Genomic DNA, 16,424 nt, shown 5'->3' with positions numbered 1-16,424 from the left:
ATCGCGGTCACCACCGCCTTTCGAACTTGTTGCGCAGGTAGATGGCGATGCCGTTCATCGCGAGCAGGAAGACCAGCAACACGATGATGGCTGCGGAGGTCTTTTCGACGAAGCCCTTGGACACTTCGTCCGACCAGAGGAAAATCTGCACCGGCAGCACGGTCGCCGGATCGGTGATCCCGCCCGGCGGCGTGGCGATGAAGGCGCGCATGCCGATCATCAGCAGCGGGGCGGTCTCGCCCAGCGCGCGGGCCATGCCGATGATGGTGCCGGTCAGGATGCCGGGCAGGGCCAGCGGCAGGACATGGTGGAACACCACCTGCACCGGGCTGGCGCCGATGCCCAGCGCCGCGTCGCGGATGCTGGGCGGCACCGACTTGATGGCGTTGCGGCCCGCGATGACGATGACCGGCATGGTCATCAGCGCCAGCGTCATGCCGCCGACCAGCGCCGCCGAACGCGGCAGGTGCAGGAAGTTCAGGAAGATCGACAGGCCCAGCAGGCCGAAGATGATGGAGGGAACGGCGGCCAGATTGTTGATCGACACTTCGATGATGTCGGTCAGCCAGTTCTTGCGCGCATATTCCTCCAGATAGACGGCCGTCGCCACGCCCACCGGGAAGCTCAGCGCCAGCGTCACCAGCATGGTCAGCAGCGATCCCTTGAACGCGCCCCAGATGCCGACCTGCGTCGGATCGGTGCCGTCGCTCGCGGTCAGGAATCCCCAGTTGATGCCGGTCGTCAGCACGCCCGCCTTGTCGAGCCGTGCCACCGCCGCTTCCGCCTCGGGCGAACCGTTGCTCTTGGCGGCAAGGTCGATGGCGGTGGCGGCGGGCAGCTTGATCGTCACGGTCTGGGCGAGGATCTTCGGATCGGCCTTGATCGCGTCGCGCAGCACGGTCCAGGCGGTGGGCGACACCCATTCCTCGGCATCCGCGCCCAGCGCTTTCTTCACCACCGCCCCCGTCACCATCGGCAGGTTCGCGTTGGCGAGCGCCTGATCCGTGATGGCATTGGGGTCGAGCAGCAGCGGGGAGGCGGGGAAGTCGACCTTCACCGCGATTTCCGTCCGGGTGAAGCCGCGCAGGCCGTTGCCCAGCATGCTGAACAACAGGAAGGCGAGGAACGCGGCGGAGAGCGCGACGGCGAGCAGGCCCGCCGCCTTGAAGCGGCGTTCCGATGCATAGCGACGGGCGATCCGCCTGCGCATCGCGTCCGACTTCCAGTCGGTGGGAAGGCGTTCGGCACTCATTATTCGTAAGCCTCGCGATATTTCTTCACGACCCGCAGGGCCACGATGTTGAGCAGCAGCGTCACGATGAACAGCACCAGCCCCAGCGCGAAGGCCGCCAGCGTCTTGGCGCTGTCGAATTCCTGGTCGCCGGTCAGAAGCTGGACGATCTGCGTCGTCACCGTCGTCACGCTGGCAAAGGGGTTCAAGGTCAGGTTGGCCGCCAGACCCGCCGCCATCACCACGATCATCGTCTCGCCGATGGCGCGGCTGACGGCCAGCAGCACGCCGCCGACCACGCCGGGCAGCGCCGCGGGGATCAGCACGCGGCGGATCGTCTCGCTGGTGGTGGCGCCCATGGCCAGGCTGCCGTCGCGCATCGACTGCGGCACGGCGGCGATGCTGTCGTCCGCCATGGAGGAGACGAAGGGAATGATCATCACGCCCATCACAAGTCCCGCCGCCAGCGCGCTTTCCGAAGAGGCGCCGTGGATGCCGATCATGACCGCGAAATCCCGCAGGGCCGGGGCGATGGTGAGCGCCGCGAAATAGCCGTAGACGACCGTCGGCACGCCCGCCAGCACCTCCAATATCGGCTTCATCCACTTGCGGAAGGTGGGGCTGGCATATTGGGTCAGGTAGATGGCGCTGATCAGGCCCAGCGGGATGGCGACGGCCATGGCGATGATCGCGCCGATGAAGATGGTCCCCCAGAATAGCGGCACCGCGCCGAAGGCGTCGTCATTGCCATAGCCGAGCGCGGCCGATTGCGGGCTCCATTTCGCGCCGAACAGGAAATCGACGGGGCTGACCATGGAGAAGAAGCGGAAGCTTTCCCACAGCAGCGACGCGACGATCCCCAGCGTCGTGATGATCGCCAGCAGCGATGCGATCAGCAGGGTCGCCATTACCAGCCGCTCGACCCGCGTGCGCGCCCGGAAATCCGGGCGCACGCGGGTGAAGGCATAGGCGCCCCCGGCAAAGGCCAGCACCAGCGCCAGCGCGGCGCCGGCAAAGCCATATTGGCCGATGGCGTGCTTATAGGGTTCGACCAGTCCCTGCGAGAGCGGATTGAACGCCCCCGCCTGCATCCCCGTGGCGATCGCCCGTGCCTCGCCCAATATGGCGGAGCGCGAGAAATCGTCGGCGGGCAGGCTCTGCGCCGCCGGACTGCCCAGCACGTCCTGCGTGACGAGGCCGGGCGCGACATTGGCCCAGATCGCCAGGAAGAGGCCGGCGGGCACCAGCGTCCAGAGCGCGACATACCAGCCGTGATAGCCCGGAAGGCTGTGCACGGCGTCGCGGCGGCCCGAAGCCCGCGCGGCGCTTTGCAGCCGCATCGCGCGGGCGCGGGCGCTGACCCAGGCGATGGCGCCCAGACCGGCGAGCAGCAGAAGGATTGCAGGACCTGTCATATCGCCTGTCTTATTTGAGCTGCGAACCGTCGAGCACGGCCAGCGACTTGACGGTCTCGGCGCTCGCCTTGCGCACGCCTTCCGGCGCCGCGACCATGCCGCGCTTGGTCAGCGCGCCGTTCGGGTCCCAGTTCGCGGCGAAGGTGTTGAGATAGGCCTGAAGGCCCGGAATGGCCTGCATATGCGCCTTCTTCACATAGATGAAGAGCGGACGCGCGCCGGGATATTGGCCGGTGGAGACGGTTTCGTAGGTCGCCTCGACGCCGTTGATGGAAACGTCCTTCAGCGTGTCCTTGTTTTCCTCCAGGAAGCTGTAGCCGAACACGCCGAGCGCATTGGGATTGGCGCCCAGCTTCTGGACGATCAGATTGTCGTTCTCGCCCGAATCCACATATTTGCCGTCCTCGCGGATGCGGGTGCAGGTGGCCTTGAACTCGTCCTCATTCTTCTTCTTGAGCGCTTCCATCGCCGGGTCGGTCTCGCAACCCTTGGTCAGGATCAGTTCGGCCAGCGAATCGCGGGTGCCGCTGGTGGACGGGGGGCCGAAGACGCTGATCGGCGTGGCGGGCAGGCTGGGGTCGACATCCTTCCAGCTCTGGGCCTTGTTCGGACCCTTGCCATAGGGATTGGCGGCCAGCGCCTCATAGACGATCTTCGGGGTCAGCTTCAGGCCCGGGCCGTTCTTCGATTCCGCGAAGGCCAGACCGTCTACGCCGATCTGGATTTCGATGATGTCCTTGACCCCATTCTTCCGGCAGTCCTCATATTCCGACTTCTTCATGCGGCGGGAGGCGTCGGCGATGTCGGGATGCTGGGCGCCGACGCCCGCGCAGAACAGCTTCATGCCCCCGCCGGTGCCGGTCGATTCGACGATGGGCGACTTCATGCCGGGATTGCCCTGGACGAACATCTCGGCAATCGCGGTGGCGAACGGATAGACGGTGGAGGAGCCGACCGCGCGGATCTGGTCGCGGGTGCCGCCGGCCCCGCCGCCGGACTGCTGGCCGCAGCCTGAGAGAGTGAGTGCCGCCGCGGCGGTCGCGGCCATCAGAGCGAAATGCTTCACCGGGTAATCTCCTTCGTCAAAGGCCGCGATTCGCTTCTCGCCGCCCCCCTCTGGGCACGCGCCGTAGCCGCGGTACGTCGCGCCTTTGTGACAATGGGATTGCACTTTTATGACATTGACGGCGGAAGCCCGGCCTGTCGCTGTCTTTTTTTGATCAAGCCTTTGCCGCGACGGCCTTTTCCTCGACGGCGAAGCGGGGCAGCAGGATGGAGATGGTGGTGCCCTTGCCCAGCACGCTGGCGATGTCCAGCCGGCCGCGATGCCGCTCCACGATATGCTTGACGATGGCCAGCCCCAGTCCCGTGCCGCCCACCGCCCGGCTGCGCCCCGAATCGACGCGGTAAAAGCGTTCGGTGAGGCGCGGCAGGTGATCGGGGCCGATGCCTTCGCCCTCATCCGCGACGGTCAGCCGCAACAGGCCGCTCGGCCCGTCGGAAAGGGACACGTGGATCGGCGTGCCCGCGCGGCCATATTTCACCGAATTTCCGATCAGATTATGGAGCAGTTGCGACAGTTGGGCGCGGTCGCCCTGCACGTCGGTCAGGCCGGGCGCGATCTCCATCTCCACCTCCCGCCCCCGATCGCCATGGCTGGTGCGGAACACGCCCACCACCTCGGCCACCAGGCCGGACAGGTCGACCGCGCTGTCGGGCAGGCGATATTTCTCCGCCTCTATGCGGGAAAGGGAGATGAGGTCGTCGATCAGACGCTGCATCCGCCGCGCCTCGCCGTCCATGATCCTCAGGAAGCGCTGCCGCGTTTCGTCGTCCTTGCCCAGATCGGGGTCGGCCAGCGTCTCGATGAAGCCCAATATGCCGGCCAGCGGCGTGCGCAGTTCATGGCTTGCATTGGCGACGAAATCGACGCGCATCTTCTCCGCCGCGTGGGCGCCGCTATGGTCGGCCAGATGGACCAGCCGCCGGACATGGCCGTCCTCCCCCACCGGCGCGATCCGCATCTGCCAGCGCTGGTCGCGGGTGCCCAGGCCCACCAGCTCGATCATGACCGGTTCGGCCAGCGGCGCCTGGCTGGCGAGCCGTTCGGCGGCGGCGGGATGGCGGATGGCGATGCGGGCGTCCTCTCCCTCGATATGCGCGCCCAGCAGCCGCTGCGCCGCCCGGTTGGCGGCGATGATGCGGCCCCGCTCGATCAGCATCAGCGGGTCGGCTATGCCCTCCAGCAGGCCGCGCGCATCGGGATGGGCGATGATGTCGGGAACCTCCGCCGGCAGCGGCGACACGGCCGGTTCCGGACGGTCCGGACTGGCCGCGCAGATGACGAGCACCAGCAGCGTCGCCAGCACCGGCAGGAGGATGTCGAGCGGCCCCGCGCCCATCATCAACGCGCCCCCGGTGCCGAGCAGCAGAACGGCCAGCGAGGCGGTGATCTGGGAGGCGGTCAGGCGATTCATGGTTACCATGCTGGAAATTTGACGCATTTGCTGCAAAGAGGGCCGCAGTAGCCGGCAATTTTTACAGTTTGGCAAGCGCGATAGCGGATCAGGATGACATGAGCGAGCCGTTGCCCCCCCAGAAGGAAGCCGAGTCGCAGGACGACGGCCTTGCCGCGCCGTCGCGCCGCCAGTTGCTGATGGGCGGCGCCGTCGCGGCCTCCGCGATCATATCCATCCGGCCGGCGCTGGCGAACACGGCCGCGTCGGTGCTCAACTGCACGATACCCGTTCCCGACCAGGGCCGGGCCGGCAATTATATCGCGCCCAACGGGCAGGTGGTGCCGGCGGGAACGCAGGGCGCCTTCCCCGCCGGCAAGAACTTCAGCGGGGAACAGGTCCGGCAGGCGCTGCGCGGCGGCCGGCTGCCGGGCGCCAGCTATGAGCAGAACCAGGCCTATCTCAACTATATCCGGCGGCTTCAGTCGGGGACGAGCGGCTTCACCTGCTACGCATCGCTGCAAATGCCCCGCTGAGCCGAGGGCTTTATTTCCACCCGAACTTATACGGTTTGCCAGCGTTGACGGCGTCGAGCCTTCGACGATCCGGTCAGGCGCAGCAAGGGCGACCCCATGTTCCATACACCCCATTGGGTGAAACAAGATTGTTCGGTCGCGATCTACCTCTATGAACCCGGCGATGGCGGGCTGGATCGGGTGGCGATCCTGCTCGCCAACCATCTGCGGCTGCGCGGCGTGGACGTGGAACTGTGGATGACGCGGACGGACGGCCCGGTGGCGGGCCTTATCCATCCCGCCGTGCCGGTCCGCCGCGTACCGGCGCCGCCCTTCTCCCGGCGGCTGTCGATGATCGCGCAATTCCCGGCGCTGGCCGCCATGGTGCGGCGGTTCCGCCCGGATATTCTCTATTCCGCGGGCAATCAGAGCAACATGCTGTGCGCGCTGGCGGCGCTGGGCACGGCGACGCGGGCGGTCGGCCGGATTTCCAACCCGATCATCCGGCCCGGCCAGCGCGGCCTGTCCGCCTGGATCAGGCGTAGCCGTTTCCGCGCCATCGCCCGGACCAGCGCCATGACCATCGTGATGGGCGAGGCGGACCGGATGACGCTGACGCAGGCCGGGCCGCTCGCGGGCCGGCAGGTGACGCTGCTGCCGCGCCCGACGGTCACGCCGCTGCTGGAACGGCTGCGGCGGCAGCGCGCCGCCAGAGCCGGCGGCGGCCCATGGCATTTCCTGATGGTCGGGCGGCTGGTCGAGCAGAAGGACCAGGCGACGGCGCTTCTGGCGCTCGCCCGGCTGAAGCATCTCGACTGGCGCCTGAAGATCGTCGGGCAGGGGCCGCTGCGCCGCGATCTGGAGGCGCTTTGCACGCGGCTCGGCATCGCCGGGCGGGTCGAATTTCCGGGCTTCGTCGGCGATCCGGCGGAACTGGCTGCCCTGATGGCGGATGCCGATCTGCTGCTGCAACCCTCGCGCTGGGAAGGGCTGGTCGCGACCCTCATCGAAGCGCTCGGTTGCGGCACGGGGGTCGTCGCGACCGATTCGACGCCGAATATCCGCCCGGTGCTCGCCGCGGCGGGCCAGCATGCGCCGGTGCCGGTGGGCGACGCCGATGCCTTTGCCGATGCGATCCTCTGGGCGCTCGACCATCCCGCGCCGGCTGCGCGCCTGGCGGAGGCGGTGAAGGAACATGGCGTCGAAAGCGCGCTCGACGCCTATTTGCGGGCCTTTGTCCGGCTGGCGCGATCCGGCGGCATGCGGTGGCGGGGCGTCGCGCAAAATAGCCTGTCGCGTTAGGCACTTGGCTACCCCTTTGTCTTAAGGATGGCGCGACATTCCCATCCAAAGGCCAGGTTTCGCGATCATGCCAGCCCGCTATTGCCAGGACAGCCCGGACGCCATCGCATCCTGCGTGCTGGAGGATATGGTGCTGCTCTACCACCGGCCGTCGGGACAGACCCATATGGCGATCGCCCCGGTGCCGGAGATCCTGGCGGCGCTGGATGACGGCGCGGCGCTTACGGCGGGCGAGGTGTTAGGGCAGCTGGCCCAGCTTTACGATCTGGGCGAGCCGGAGGAGGCCCTGCCGCTGGTGGAGGCGCATCTGGCCGAACTGGCCGCCCTTGGGCTGGTCCGCATCGCGTGAACCATGCCCTGACCCTGAAGATCGGTCCGGCGACCTTCCGCATCGGATCGGCCTGGCGCCAGCCGGTGGACGCGCTGGCGCGGCTCTACGCCGATTATCCCATGCCGGCGGGCGCGATAGCCGATTTCACCGTGCGGCTGGAGCCTGCGGGGCCGTTCCGGCGCTGGTTCCGGCCCTCCATCTTCATCACCGGCGATCATGGGCTGGCCGACGCCGCGCCGATGAGCCTTGCCCACGGGCTGCTGGCGGCGGAAATGGGGATGAACCTGCAAATGGCGCTCGGCTGGCGGCGGCACCTGCTGCTCCATGCCTCCAGCGTCGAAAAGGACGGGCGGGCGCTGGTGATGACCGGCGAGTCCGGTTCCGGCAAGTCGACGCTGGCCGCGCAACTGGGGGAACGGGGCTGGCGGCTGATGGGCGACGAGTTCGCGCTGCTCGACCTGGAAACGGGGGCGATCTTTCCCTTTCCGCGCCTCGTCTCCCTCAAGAACCGCGCCATCGACGTCATCGCGGCGGAAGCCCCGGCGGAGCGCATGGGGCCGCTGCTCGCCGGCACGGCCAAGGGGGACATTCGCCACCTGATCCCGCGCAACGACGCGATCGGGCGGATGGCGGAGGGCGCGCCGCCCGCGCTGCTGCTGTTCCCGCGTTTCGGCCATGAAGCGGACGTGCGCCCGGTCGGCCAGGGGGAGGTCTTCATGCGGCTGACCCAGGCATCGACCAACTATGTCGCCCTGGGCGAAGCGGGCTTCGCGGCGTTGAGCGGTTTCGTCGGGAATGTCCCCGCGCGCGCCATCGACTTTCCATCGGGCGACGAGGCCATCGCCCTTGTCGAGCGGCTCTGGGAGGAACTGGCATGAGCGCCCGGCTGCTGGTGCGCGCCTTGCGCGACCCTGACGAGGTGGCGGCGCTGGATGCGGACGGGTGGAACGCCCTCATCGCCATGGCGAGGGCGGAGCGGCTGATCGGCACGCTCGCCCTGCGGATGGGGGAGCGGCCCGTGCCCCCGGCGGTGGGCGCGATATTGGCGGACGCCCGGCTGGATGCGGCGCGCGAAGCCCTGCAGGCCCTGTGGGAGGCGGATCGCGCGGCAGAGGCGCTTGCCGGCCTGGACGTGCCGGTCGTGCTGCTCAAGGGCACGGCCTATGCGGCGGCGGGGCTGCGCGCCGGGCAGGGGCGCTTCATCGGCGATCTCGACATATTGGTGCCGCGCGATGCGATGGATCGGGTGGAACGGGCGCTGATCGGCGCGGGATGGGAATGGGTCAAGGACGACCCTTATGACGACGCCTATTACCGGCGATGGATGCATGAGCTGCCGCCGATGATCCATGCGGCGCGGGACCGCATGATCGACGTGCATCACACCGTCCTGCCGCTGACGGCGCGGCAGACGCCGGACGCGGCGGCGATGATCGCGCAGGCGGTTCCCCTCACCAACGAATTATCCATGCTCTCGCCCGAGGACCGGCTCTGCCACGCGGCGGCGCATCTGCTGGCCGACGGCGATCTGGCCGGGGGGCTTCGCAACCTCTGGGACATATATTGCCTGCTCGATGGCGTCGACGGGACGGCGCTGGAGGCGCGGGCGGCGCACCATGGCCTGCTGCCCCATGTGCGGCAGGCGCGGCGGCTCGCCATGGCGCTCTATGGCGAAGGGAGGGACGAAGGGGCGCGGCTCACGCTCCGCGACCGGATCGTCAAGGCCCGGCTGCTGGCGCGCGACGGGTGGGGACGGGAACGGCGCGGGCTGCTGCGTTTCGCCTTCTACCTGCGCTCCCACTGGCTCAGAATGCCGCCCGCCATGCTGGCGCGGCACCTGTTCACCAAATGGCGCAAGGGGCATCGGCCTGTTTAGGAAGGGGCGCCAGCCAAGGTTTTTGCGTCTGCACGGAAATGCCCTATATTGCCCCTTCGATGCCAGGACTCAGGACACGCATGAAATCCAATTTCTTCCGGGGCGCCGTCGCCCTTGGCGCGCTCGCGCTCATCCCTGCCACCACCGCGGCGCTCGCCGATGGGGAGGCAAGCAGCTACAAGGCGCTCGACGAGTTCATGGACGTGTTCCAGAAGGTCCGCAGCGACTATGTCGAGAAGGTCGACGACGAAAAGCTGATCAAGGGCGCCATCGACGGCATGCTCGCCAGCCTGGACCCGCATTCGAGCTTCCTCGACGCCCGCGATTTCCAGAATCTCCGCACCCAGACGGAGGGCAGCTATGGCGGCCTTGGCCTTTCCGTCACGCAGGAGGACGGCGCGGTGAAGGTGATCGCGCCGACGCAGGATACCCCGGCCTGGCGCGCGGGGATCAAGGCGGGCGACTATATCACCCATCTCGACGGGCAGCTCATCTATGGCGGCACGCTGGACGAGGCGGTCGACAAGATGCGCGGCGCGCCGGGCACGCAGATCAAGCTGACCATCGTCCGCCCCGGCCGCGACAAGCCGATCGACCTCACCCTGACGCGTGAGATCATCCAGTTGAAGCCGGTGAAGTGGGAGGTGAAGAACGGCATCGGCGTGATCAACATCGTCAGCTTCTCGGCCAATACCGGCGCCGACGTGCGCCAGGCGATCCGCAGCATCGACAAGTCGCTGGGCCGCAAGCCCACCGGCTATATCCTCGACCTGCGGTCCAACCCGGGCGGGCTGCTGGACGAAGCCGTGTCGGTCAGCGACACCTTCCTGGAACGCGGCGAGATCGTGTCGCAGCGCGGCCGCAACAAGGGCGATGTCGAGCGCTATTATGCCAAGCCCGGCGACGATGCGAGGGGTCTGCCGGTGATCGTGCTGGTGGACGCGGGCTCCGCCTCCGCATCGGAAATCGTCGCGGGCGCGCTGCAGGACCAGCATCGCGCGCTGGTGATGGGGGAACGCAGCTTCGGCAAGGGCAGCGTCCAGACCATGCTGCCGCTCAGCAACACCACGGCGCTCAAGCTGACGACGGCGCGCTATTACACGCCGTCGGGCCGCTCCGTGCAGGAAGGCGGGATCGAACCCGATGTCAGGGTGCCGCAGCTTAGCGACCCCGATTACAAAAATCGTCCGAAATTCCGGGAAAGCGACCTGCGCCGGCACCTGATCAACGAGATCAAGACCGACAATGCGGCGCTGGAAGAGGACAGCAAGGACGATCCTCGCTTCGCCGCCACGGCGGAGGAGCTGAAGAAGAAGGGGATCGAGGATTTCCAGCTCGACTATGCGCTGAAGACCATAGCGCGCCTGGCGGCAAAGCCGGGCGGGGCGGTGGCTCAGGCCGCTCCCGTCCGCAAGCCGGCGACGCATTGATCGTTGCGGATCGACGTGCCGCGCCTGGCGGGCGGGGACCAGTTCGGGACTTGCCGGATTGCGTTGGACGGGAAGCGGACACCCGCTTTATCCCTCTCCCTTGAGGTAGGGGGCTGCGCAGACTTGGCAGCTCGCTGCCTGGTCGCAGCTGGGTGAGGGGATCGCGCGGCCCTCAGGCCGGCTCCCTTCACCCCGCAAGTTCAGCATGACGAAAGCCACGTGACGGTTTAAGCGAGCGACATGAAATCTTTGCCCCTCGCCCGCGCCCTGGCGCTGATCGTCCCGCTGGTCATGCTGGGCGGCGCCTATGCCTTCCAGTTCCTCGGTGGCCTGCACCCGTGCGAAATGTGCTGGTGGCAGCGTTATGCGCATATGGCGGCCATTCCGCTGGCGCTGATCGCCTATGCGCTGCGCGGCAAGGCCTGCGTGAGCGCGCTGTTCACCGGACTCGCCGGCCTTGCCATTGGCCTCAGTGGCGGCATCGGCCTGTTCCATGCGGGCGTCGAATATGGCTGGTGGCAGGGGCTCACCGCCTGCTCGACCAGCCCGGCCGGCGGCAATCCGGCGGACATCCTCAACCAGATCATGGCGACGCCGATTACCCGCTGCGACGTCGCGCCGTGGAGCCTGTTCGGCATTTCCATGGCAGGCTATAACGGCCTCTTGTCGGGCGTGGCCGCGCTCCTCATCTTGGCGCTGCTGATCGGAAAAGGAAGCAAGGCATGAGCGCAAAGGACTTCCCACGCCCCGGCCGCCGCGTGACCGGGGCGGAGCGCGCCTCCATGCTGCGCGTCGATCAGGCGGGAGAGTTCGGTGCGACCCGCATCTATGCCGGGCAGCTTGCCGTCATGGGCGACCGCCATCCTGATTCCCGCGTCATCGCCGGCATGGCGGCGCAGGAGGAACGGCACCGCAAGCATTTCGACGCGATGATCGCCCGCCGGGGCGTGCGTCCGACGGCGCTGCAGCCGATCTGGAACGTGGCGGGTTTCGCCCTGGGCGCGGTGACGGCGGCGATCGGGCCGCGCGCCGCCATGGCGTGCACCGCCGCGATCGAGACCGAAATCGACCGGCACTATGCCGAGCAGCTCGAGCAATTGGGTCAGGACGATCCGGAACTCTCCACCGTCATCGCGGATTTTCAGGCGGAGGAAGTGGAGCATCGCGACGCCGCCATCGCCCATGGCGCGGAGGAAGCTCCGGTCTATCCCTTATTGTCGGGCGTCATCAGATTGGGCTGTCGTGCCGCCATCGCCCTGTCGAAGCGTATCTGAGGAGAAGCATGATGAAGACCCGCCTGATCGCCGCCATGCTTGCGCTGGGCGCTGCCTTCCCGGCCATGGCGCAACAGGGGCCCAGCGTTCCGCAGGACCAGCCCACCGCCGCGCAGGCGGGGTCGGAACGCGTCAATCTGGTCATCGTCTATGGCGACGATCCCTGCCCGCAGAGCCAGGGCAGCGACATCGTCGTCTGCGCCCGCAAGGGCGAGGAGGAGCGCTACCGCATTCCCGAGCCGTTGCGCGGCGATCCGAACCAGCCCAGCCATCAGGCATGGGGCGAACGGGTGAAGTCGATGGAATATGTCGGGCGCAGCGGCACCGAAAGCTGCTCGCCGGTGGGCGGCGGCGGGGCCACCGGCTGCTTCGCGCAACTGGCGCGCCTTGCCAAGGCGGAGCGGCAGGCCGCGGACAATGCGAGCTGGAAGGATCTGGTCGAGGCGGAGCGGACCCGGCGCCTTTCCACCATCGACGCGGAAAGCAAGGCGATCGAGGCGCAGGCCGTGGCGGAGGAAAAGGCCCGGGCCGCCCAGCAACAGCAGCCGGCTCCGGCGCAGGGACCGCAACAGGGAACGCCGCCGCAGCAGTGACGGCATTTGCCGCGGCGCGGCGTCTGGAAGAAGGCTGCCGGAAACCGGGCAATCCGGCCGGCGGGACAGGGGACGAACAAGGATTATGGATCGATGCGTCTCCTCACTGCCCTTTCCCTCGCCGCCGTTGCGCTGGCTCCCCTGACTTTCGGCGGCGCGGCCCATGCCGAGCCGCCGCAGAAAATCTTCAACCTGATCGTCTATGGCGACGATCCTTGCCCAAAGGGCGAGGGCGACGAGATCATCGTCTGCGCCCGCAAGCCCGAATCCGAACGCTATCGCATTCCCAAGAAGTTGCGCGAAAAGCCTGAACCGGCGGGCGGCCCCGGCTGGGGCAGCCAGGTCGCGACCATGGAGCAGGTGCAGCGGCAGACCCTGCCGGGCAGTTGCTCCGCCATCGGCAGCAACGGCTTCACCGGCTGCACCGCCAAGGCGCTGGAGCAATGGTTCGCGGAGCGGCGGATGCAGGAATCCAGGGGCGAGCCTTGAGCGCGCGCCATCTGCTCTAAGCTTTTGTTTTGTCGCATTTTCCGAGGAAAATGCTCTAAGCGACATAGATGAATCCGAGACTCGCCGGACTAAGTGATCCAGGTGGTAATCGGATACCCATTTTATCCCTCTCCCTCGAGGGAGAGGGCTGCGCAGACTTGGCAGCTTGCTGCCTAGTCGTAGCTGGGTGAGGGGGTTGCGACCCAACGGATCGCGCGGACCACGGTCCCGCTCCCCTCTTATCCAAACCGCCCATGCTCCTTCGTCGAAGGCCTCCCATCCTTCTCCCTCAAGGAAGAAGGAAGGTCTTAACTGCCCATTTCCCGACATTCCGAATTTGTCCACGCGGCCCAAAAGCCGGACGGCCTTCGGCTATTTGAAGCTCGCGATGCATTCGATCTCCAGCGGCGCGCCCATCGCCAGCCCGTCCGCGCCGAACGCGCTTCGGGCGGGCAGCCGCTTGCCCTGGAAATAGCTGACATAGGTGCCGTTGAATCGTGGCCAATCCGCCATGTCGTCCAGCATCACCGTGCATTTGACGACATGGCCGAAGTCGAGGCCATTGTCCTTCAGGATCTTGCCGATGGAATCCATGGAATTGCGGACCGCGGCATCGAAGCCCTCCTTATGAGGGTCCATGCCATCCGGCACCCGGCCGATCTGGCCGGAAAGATACAGGGTATCGCCTGCCCGCACGGCAGGGGAGAAGGGAGGCTGCTGCGCGGCCAGCGGCGTGGCGCCAACAGCCAGGACCAGGGCGAACCATTTCTTCATATGCCTATTTCCCCGATGCAAAAAGGGCCGGTCCTTTGGCGGACCGGCCCTTCCTTCGTGACGCGTCAGAATTTGAAGTCGAGCCGGGCGTAATAATAGCCGCCCGACGTGCTGTAGGGTCCGTGGCCATAATAGCTGTTATAGGCCCCGGCGCCGTTGATATAGGGCGAGACGCCTGCGCCCGGCGTGACGCCTTGCATCAGCGCGGGCACTTCCGGCCGCTTGTTGAACAGGTTGTTCGCACCCACAGAGAAGGTGACGGCATCGGTGAAGTCGTAGCTTGCCTCCAGATCGGTGAGCGCCGTCGCCTTGACCACGCCGTTGAAGTAGAGCTGGTTGGCGTTGATCCCGTTGACGATGGCGCCGTCCGCGATCAGGAAGCCGCCATTGGGGATGAAGCCGCCGCCGGGCGTGAAGGCCGGGCGGACCAGCACGCTGGTCTTGCCGTAAAAGGTCTCACGCAGGTTGAGCGCGAACTTCCCGCTCTTGAACAATGCGCCGGCCACGATCTTGTAGTCGGGGTTGGAACGCTCGATATTGCTTTCCGACGCCGCGTTGAAGATCGGGTAGCCGACCTTGTTGTCGGTGATCTTCGTCTTGTTGTAGTTCGCCGTCAGCGACAGGTTCAGCGTGCCGAAGTCGAGCGCCACCGGATAGGCGGCCGAGAAGTCGATGCCCCAGGTGCGGGTGTCGATGCCGTTGGTGAAGCTCGACACGCCGATGGTGCCGTTGGTGAACAGGGCGCTGTCCAGGACGATGCCGGCGGCGTTCAGCGCGTTCAGGATGTCGGCGCCGCCCGGCTGCGGCACGCCGTTCAGGACGGCGTTGCGCGCCGCTGTGCCGGTGATGCGGTCCTTGATCTTGATGATATAGCCGTCGACCGTGATGGCCAGCTTCGGCACCGGCCGCAGCACGACGCCGGCCGAGAAGTTCTTCGACTTTTCAGGCTTCAGCGAGTTGAAGCCCAGCAGCGCGGCGGCAGGCGTGCCGGCGGGAAGCTGCGCGACGGCGCTGGTCGGACCGACGTTGATGGTCGAATATTTCTGTTCCGCCAGCGTCGGCGCGCGGAAGCCGGTGCTGACCGTGCCGCGAATCGCGAAGGCGGGGCTGAAGTCGTAGCGCGTGGTGATCTTGCCGATGGTGGTGTCGCCGAAGTCGGTATAATCCTCGTAACGGCCGGCAAGGTCGACGGACCAGTTTTCAACCGGCTCCGCGATCAGGTTGATGTAGCCCGCCCGCGAACTGCGGCGGAACTTGCCCGCATCGGTCGCCTTGTATCCGGGGAAGGACTGAACGCCCGTCTTGTAGGTCGAGTAATAATCGCCCGCGACGATCTCATAGGTGTCGCGGCGATATTCGCCGCCGAACGCCAGGGTCAGCGGCCCCGCCATGCCGGCGTCGAATTCCTTGCGGATGTCGGCGGTGACGGTGGTCTGGCTCAGGCGGAAGCCGCCGTCATAGGCCTTGTCAACCGTATTGGGCCTGCCGATGCCCTGCAGGGAGGCGGCATAGCTTTCCTGCCAGACTTCGCGATGGGCCGACGCTTCGGTCCAGATGTCGTCCTTCTGATAGCCGTAGGTCGTGCTGATGTCGTAATTCCAGTCGCCGCCGAAATCGCCCTTGGCGCCGACCGTGAAGCTATATTCATCCTCGATCACATGCTGGAGCGGCACCATGCCCCAGGTGCCGGTGTCGCCATAGCAGATATTGGGATTATATGCCGCGGGCGTGATGCTGCCGCCCAGATTGCCGGTTTCGTAGCAGATGCGCTTGGGATGGCGGTAGCCCTGCTTGGCATAGCCGATGCGGCGGGCATAATCGCCGAAGCTGTAGAGTTCGATGCCGCCGAAATCATAGCCCATATTGTAGAAGGCTTCGGTCAGATAGGTCTTGGGCTGGCCGCCGTTGATGCCCGACAGCGCGTCGCCGGCCAGGTTCGACCATTGGGCGGGCGTGTTGGGCTGAAGCGTGCCGTCCGGCCTGGTGATCTGGACCTGCCCGGTGCCCACCGTGGTGTAATCCTGGCGGCGGTGGAACAGGCTCAGGTTGAAGAAGCCGTCCTCGCCCAGCTTGAAGCCCATATTGCCGGAGGCGGAGAACAATTCGCCTTCGCTGTCATAATATTGGCCGCCCGTGACCTTGAAGCTGCCGCCTTCATTATTGTCCTTCAGGATGAAGTTGATGACGCCCGCGATGGCATCCGTGCCATAGACGGCGGCCGCGCCTTCCTGGAACACTTCGACGCGGGCGATGGCGTCCGGCGGGATCAGGTCGATGCTGGGCGCCGCCGAACCCTGGAAGGCGCCGGAGATCACCTGGAGGATGCCGTTGCCGTGGCGGCGCTTGCCGTTGACCAGCACCAGCGTGTGGTTCGGGCTAAGGCCGCGCAGACGGGCGGAGAGGGAGAAGCTGGAAAGGTCGGTGCCCTGCGTCTGGGCGGTGAAGCTCGGGACGATCTGGGTCAGAACCTGGTTGAGGTTCGGCTGGCCGACATGGCTGATCGCCTCCTGGCTCAGCACCTGGATCGGCGCGGCGCTTTCGGCCGCCTGCATGCCGACGGCGCGGGTGCCGGTAACGATGATGGCGGCGCCATCATCAGCTTGCGCGGTCTGCGCCTCCTGCGCCATCGCACAGGCCGACCAGGACGAGGCCAGCACCAATGAAAGGCGAAGAGCGGATAATCTTGTCATCTATGCCCCCTGTTTTGCATTTATCCATGACAGGGGGATCAACGAACT

16 protein-coding genes are annotated in these 16,424 nt (G+C 66.7%); 10 read left to right on the top strand and 6 right to left on the bottom strand.

Annotated features, from left to right (window positions below; all coding sequences use genetic code 11):
- Nucleotides 1–7: 7 nt before the first annotated feature.
- The 4 genes from pstA to A8G00_RS24425 all read right to left on the bottom strand — a co-directional run bounded on the left by pstA (nucleotide 8) and on the right by A8G00_RS24425 (nucleotide 5,123).
- On the bottom strand, nucleotides 8–1,252 hold the full coding sequence (pstA, locus tag A8G00_RS24440; protein WP_103001933.1) for a phosphate ABC transporter permease PstA: 1,245 nt from the start codon (nucleotides 1,250–1,252) through the stop codon (nucleotides 8–10).
- A complete protein-coding gene (pstC, locus tag A8G00_RS24435) occupies nucleotides 1,252–2,646 on the bottom strand; it encodes a phosphate ABC transporter permease subunit PstC (RefSeq protein ID WP_103001932.1) in 1,395 nt (464 codons plus the stop codon). Before pstC ends, pstA begins: the two co-directional genes overlap by 1 nt.
- A gap of 10 nt (nucleotides 2,647–2,656) precedes the next feature.
- A complete protein-coding gene (locus A8G00_RS24430) occupies nucleotides 2,657–3,712 on the bottom strand; it encodes a substrate-binding domain-containing protein (RefSeq protein ID WP_025548626.1) in 1,056 nt (351 codons plus the stop codon).
- Between the two features lie 154 nt (nucleotides 3,713–3,866).
- Nucleotides 3,867–5,123: an ATP-binding protein gene (locus A8G00_RS24425; RefSeq protein WP_103001931.1), complete on the bottom strand. Its 1,257-nt coding sequence runs from the start codon at nucleotides 5,121–5,123 to the stop codon at nucleotides 3,867–3,869.
- A 98-nt stretch (nucleotides 5,124–5,221) separates the two neighbouring features.
- Between A8G00_RS24425 and A8G00_RS24420 the strand changes: the two genes are divergently transcribed.
- The 10 genes from A8G00_RS24420 to A8G00_RS24375 all read left to right on the top strand — a co-directional run bounded on the left by A8G00_RS24420 (nucleotide 5,222) and on the right by A8G00_RS24375 (nucleotide 12,912).
- Nucleotides 5,222–5,638 carry a hypothetical protein gene (locus A8G00_RS24420; protein ID WP_025548622.1) on the top strand — a complete coding sequence of 139 codons (417 nt, stop codon included), beginning with the start codon at nucleotides 5,222–5,224 and terminating at the stop codon, nucleotides 5,636–5,638.
- A gap of 96 nt (nucleotides 5,639–5,734) precedes the next feature.
- The gene (locus A8G00_RS24415; RefSeq protein ID WP_103001930.1) at nucleotides 5,735–6,919 is read left to right on the top strand and encodes a glycosyltransferase; all 1,185 of its coding nucleotides are present in this window, start codon (nucleotides 5,735–5,737) and stop codon (nucleotides 6,917–6,919) included.
- 67 nt (nucleotides 6,920–6,986) lie between these two features.
- On the top strand, nucleotides 6,987–7,268 hold the full coding sequence (locus tag A8G00_RS24410; RefSeq protein ID WP_103001929.1) for an HPr-rel-A system PqqD family peptide chaperone: 282 nt from the start codon (nucleotides 6,987–6,989) through the stop codon (nucleotides 7,266–7,268).
- Nucleotides 7,265–8,128, top strand: a complete 864-nt coding sequence (locus tag A8G00_RS24405) for an HprK-related kinase A (RefSeq protein WP_048577190.1) — start codon at nucleotides 7,265–7,267, stop codon at nucleotides 8,126–8,128. The genes A8G00_RS24410 and A8G00_RS24405 overlap by 4 nt, the downstream gene beginning before the upstream one ends.
- A complete protein-coding gene (locus tag A8G00_RS24400) occupies nucleotides 8,125–9,126 on the top strand; it encodes a nucleotidyltransferase family protein (RefSeq protein ID WP_103001928.1) in 1,002 nt (333 codons plus the stop codon). The genes A8G00_RS24405 and A8G00_RS24400 overlap by 4 nt, the downstream gene beginning before the upstream one ends.
- A gap of 80 nt (nucleotides 9,127–9,206) precedes the next feature.
- Nucleotides 9,207–10,556 (top strand): S41 family peptidase, encoded by a 1,350-nt coding sequence (locus A8G00_RS24395; protein ID WP_025548614.1) that lies wholly within the window; start codon nucleotides 9,207–9,209, stop codon nucleotides 10,554–10,556.
- Nucleotides 10,557–10,796: 240 nt separating this feature from the next.
- Nucleotides 10,797–11,282 carry a disulfide bond formation protein B gene (locus tag A8G00_RS24390; RefSeq protein WP_103001927.1) on the top strand — a complete coding sequence of 162 codons (486 nt, stop codon included), beginning with the start codon at nucleotides 10,797–10,799 and terminating at the stop codon, nucleotides 11,280–11,282.
- Nucleotides 11,279–11,830 carry a demethoxyubiquinone hydroxylase family protein gene (locus A8G00_RS24385; RefSeq protein ID WP_103001926.1) on the top strand — a complete coding sequence of 184 codons (552 nt, stop codon included), beginning with the start codon at nucleotides 11,279–11,281 and terminating at the stop codon, nucleotides 11,828–11,830. The genes A8G00_RS24390 and A8G00_RS24385 overlap by 4 nt, the downstream gene beginning before the upstream one ends.
- Before the next feature lie 8 nt (nucleotides 11,831–11,838).
- Complete coding sequence (locus A8G00_RS24380; protein ID WP_048577186.1) at nucleotides 11,839–12,423, top strand: hypothetical protein; 585 nt, start codon at nucleotides 11,839–11,841, stop codon at nucleotides 12,421–12,423.
- A 93-nt stretch (nucleotides 12,424–12,516) separates the two neighbouring features.
- Complete coding sequence (locus A8G00_RS24375) at nucleotides 12,517–12,912, top strand: hypothetical protein (RefSeq protein WP_061939803.1); 396 nt, start codon at nucleotides 12,517–12,519, stop codon at nucleotides 12,910–12,912.
- 372 nt (nucleotides 12,913–13,284) lie between these two features.
- On the opposite strand, the gene A8G00_RS24370 is transcribed toward A8G00_RS24375, so the two are convergent.
- Entirely contained in the window at nucleotides 13,285–13,686 is a 402-nt protein-coding gene (locus A8G00_RS24370; protein ID WP_025547061.1) for a RidA family protein, read from the bottom strand.
- A 65-nt stretch (nucleotides 13,687–13,751) separates the two neighbouring features.
- Complete coding sequence (locus A8G00_RS24365; protein ID WP_025547059.1) at nucleotides 13,752–16,376, bottom strand: TonB-dependent siderophore receptor; 2,625 nt, start codon at nucleotides 16,374–16,376, stop codon at nucleotides 13,752–13,754.
- Nucleotides 16,377–16,424: the final 48 nt, after the last annotated feature.

Source organism: Sphingobium sp. SA916, assembly GCF_002894065.1.
Taxonomy (GTDB): domain Bacteria; phylum Pseudomonadota; class Alphaproteobacteria; order Sphingomonadales; family Sphingomonadaceae; genus Sphingobium; species Sphingobium fuliginis.
This window is presented reverse-complemented; position numbering and strand designations above follow the sequence as displayed.

What these genes read in the sequence shown, in the direction of transcription:
- A8G00_RS24370 (WP_025547061.1), bottom strand. Translation starts at nt 13,686, where the DNA reads ATGAAGAAATGGTTCGCCCTGGTCCTGGCTGTTGGCGCCACGCCGCTG.
- A8G00_RS24395 (WP_025548614.1), top strand. Translation starts at nt 9,207, where the DNA reads ATGAAATCCAATTTCTTCCGGGGCGCCGTCGCCCTTGGCGCGCTCGCG.
- A8G00_RS24420 (WP_025548622.1), top strand. Translation starts at nt 5,222, where the DNA reads ATGAGCGAGCCGTTGCCCCCCCAGAAGGAAGCCGAGTCGCAGGACGAC.
- A8G00_RS24415 (WP_103001930.1), top strand. Translation starts at nt 5,735, where the DNA reads ATGTTCCATACACCCCATTGGGTGAAACAAGATTGTTCGGTCGCGATC.
- A8G00_RS24390 (WP_103001927.1), top strand. Translation starts at nt 10,797, where the DNA reads ATGAAATCTTTGCCCCTCGCCCGCGCCCTGGCGCTGATCGTCCCGCTG.
- pstC (WP_103001932.1), bottom strand. Translation starts at nt 2,646, where the DNA reads ATGACAGGTCCTGCAATCCTTCTGCTGCTCGCCGGTCTGGGCGCCATC.
- A8G00_RS24425 (WP_103001931.1), bottom strand. Translation starts at nt 5,123, where the DNA reads ATGAATCGCCTGACCGCCTCCCAGATCACCGCCTCGCTGGCCGTTCTG.
- A8G00_RS24375 (WP_061939803.1), top strand. Translation starts at nt 12,517, where the DNA reads ATGCGTCTCCTCACTGCCCTTTCCCTCGCCGCCGTTGCGCTGGCTCCC.
- A8G00_RS24380 (WP_048577186.1), top strand. Translation starts at nt 11,839, where the DNA reads ATGATGAAGACCCGCCTGATCGCCGCCATGCTTGCGCTGGGCGCTGCC.
- A8G00_RS24385 (WP_103001926.1), top strand. Translation starts at nt 11,279, where the DNA reads ATGAGCGCAAAGGACTTCCCACGCCCCGGCCGCCGCGTGACCGGGGCG.
- pstA (WP_103001933.1), bottom strand. Translation starts at nt 1,252, where the DNA reads ATGAGTGCCGAACGCCTTCCCACCGACTGGAAGTCGGACGCGATGCGC.
- A8G00_RS24365 (WP_025547059.1), bottom strand. Translation starts at nt 16,376, where the DNA reads ATGACAAGATTATCCGCTCTTCGCCTTTCATTGGTGCTGGCCTCGTCC.
- A8G00_RS24400 (WP_103001928.1), top strand. Translation starts at nt 8,125, where the DNA reads ATGAGCGCCCGGCTGCTGGTGCGCGCCTTGCGCGACCCTGACGAGGTG.
- A8G00_RS24410 (WP_103001929.1), top strand. Translation starts at nt 6,987, where the DNA reads ATGCCAGCCCGCTATTGCCAGGACAGCCCGGACGCCATCGCATCCTGC.